Source organism: Kocuria sp. NPDC057446 (assembly GCF_042802875.1).
Lineage (GTDB): Bacteria > Actinomycetota > Actinomycetes > Actinomycetales > Micrococcaceae > Kocuria.
Window position 1 is genome coordinate 1 of record NZ_JBHVDI010000270.1, and the last position, 2,166, is coordinate 2,166.

A 2,166-nucleotide genomic window follows, 5' to 3' on the forward strand; every position below is an offset into this window, starting at 1 on the left:
TCCCCGGACGGTGCGGGGCTCCGTCGTCGTTCCGGGCGGGGCGCTCAGCGCGTGCGGACGAGGATCGTGTCCGCCGCCCGGTCGTGCAGGCCGCGCTGGTCGGTGTCGAACACGACCGCCGGGATCACGAGGCACAGCAGGAGGGAGCGGACCGCGGCGCGGGCGAAGCCGGCCGGACGGCCGGCGAGCGTCTGCACCTGCAGGCCCAGCAGCAGGTGCCCGGGGGTGTGGCCGGTCGCGCCGACCAGCAGCACGTTGAGCACGACCAGGAACGCCAGCGTCATCAGGCCCTGCTCGTTCCACTGGGGCACCAGCCACTCGGCGAGGGCCCAGCACAGGAACCAGTCCGCCACCAGGGCGACGATCCGCCGCCCCACGCGCCCCACCGAGCCGGGTCCCGCCTCGGGCCGTCCGAGGCGCTGTCCCGGGTACTGCTGCCGGCCGGTCCCCGGCCCCTCGAGCCACGAGCCCACGTCACGTCTGTCGATCATCCCCTCAGGGTATCGGGGAGGGACTCCCCTAGACTGACAGGAGACCGTGGCTCCCCCGGGGCACTCCCGCGTAACACCGAGGAAACATCCGGGACACGGAGCCTTAATGCCCGGTCCGTAGCGTTGTCCCCGGAAACGGACGCCGCACGTAGCGTTCCCGGCACGGCGGTCCAGCCCACCTATCAAGGAGAACAGCACATGTTCCAGACACCCGAGGAAGTCCTCACGTTCATCAAGGACGAGGAGATCGTCTTCGTCGACGTCCGGTTCACGGACATGCCCGGCGTGCAGCAGCACTTCAACCTCCCCGCCAAGTCGGTGGACGACGACTTCTTCGTGCACGGGCAGCTGTTCGACGGCTCCTCCATCCGGGGCTTCCAGGGCATCGCCGAGTCCGACATGCAGCTCATCCCGGACCCGACGTCGGCGTTCGTGGACCCCTTCCGCGTCGAGAAGACGCTCGTGGTCACCTGCTCCATCGTGAACCCCCGCACCGGCGAGCCGTACCACCGCGACCCCCGCGGCGTGGCCGAGCGCGCCGAGGCCTACATGGCCTCGACCGGCATCGCCGACGTCGCCAACTTCGCCTCCGAGGCCGAGTTCTTCATCTTCGAGGACGTCCGCTACGACATCCAGCCGCAGGGCTCCTTCTACGCCATCGACTCCGACGAGGCGCCCTGGAACACCGGGCGCAAGGAGGAGGGCGGCAACCTCGGCAACAAGACCGCCACCAAGGGCGGCTACTTCCCCGTCTCGCCGGTCGACAAGCAGGCCGACCTGCGCGACGCCATGTGCGTGGCCCTCGACGAGGTGGGCCTCGAGGTCGAGCGCTCCCACCACGAGGTGGGCGGTCCCGGCCAGGCCGAGATCAACTACAAGTTCAGCACGCTCACCCGGGCCGCCGACGACCTGCAGAAGTTCAAGTACGTCATCAAGAACACGGCGGACGCCTTCGGCAAGTCGGCCACGTTCATGCCCAAGCCCGTCTACAACGACAACGGCTCCGGCATGCACTGCCACCAGTCCCTGTGGAAGGGCGGCGAGCCCCTGTTCTACGACGAGAAGGGCTACGGCGGCCTGTCCGACCTCGCCCGCTGGTACATCGGCGGCCTCCTGGAGCACTCCTCGGCGGTGCTGGCGTTCACCAACCCGACGGTCAACTCCTACCGCCGCCTGGTCAAGGGCTTCGAGGCCCCGGTCAACATGGTGTACTCGCAGGGCAACCGCTCCGCCGGCATCCGCATCCCGATCACGGGGACCAACCCGAAGGCCAAGCGCCTCGAGTTCCGCGCCCCGGACCCCTCGTGCAACCCGTACCTGGCGTTCGCCGCGCAGCTGATGGCGGGCCTCGACGGCATCCGCAACCGCATCGAGCCGGCCGACCCGATCGACAAGGACCTCTACGAGCTGCCCGCCGAGGAGGCCAAGGACATCAAGAAAGCCCCGGCCTCGCTCGAGGAGGCGCTGCTGGCCCTGGAGGAGGACCACGAGTTCCTGCTCGCCGGGGACGTCTTCACCGAGGACACCATCCAGTCCTGGATCGAGTACAAGCGCGAGTTCGAGCTCAAGCCGCTGTCCGTGGTCCCGCACCCGCTGGAGTTCTCGATGTACTACGGCGTCTGATCCGCACCGTTCCACCGCTGCGACGGCAAGGCCCCGGTCCCGCTCCAGGGAC

General features: G+C 69.0%; 2 protein-coding genes. One reads left to right on the forward strand and one right to left on the reverse strand.

Features of this window, described 5'->3' with window-relative positions; genetic code table 11:
• Positions 1-44 precede the first annotated feature (44 nt).
• Complete coding sequence (locus tag ACFU0Y_RS17970) at positions 45-491, reverse strand: RDD family protein (protein WP_380216304.1); 447 nt, start codon at positions 489-491, stop codon at positions 45-47.
• Between the two features lie 198 nt (positions 492-689).
• Between ACFU0Y_RS17970 and glnA the strand changes: the two genes are divergently transcribed.
• Positions 690-2,114 (forward strand): type I glutamate--ammonia ligase, encoded by a 1,425-nt coding sequence (gene glnA / locus ACFU0Y_RS17975; protein ID WP_380216306.1) that lies wholly within the window; start codon positions 690-692, stop codon positions 2,112-2,114.
• Positions 2,115-2,166: the final 52 nt, after the last annotated feature.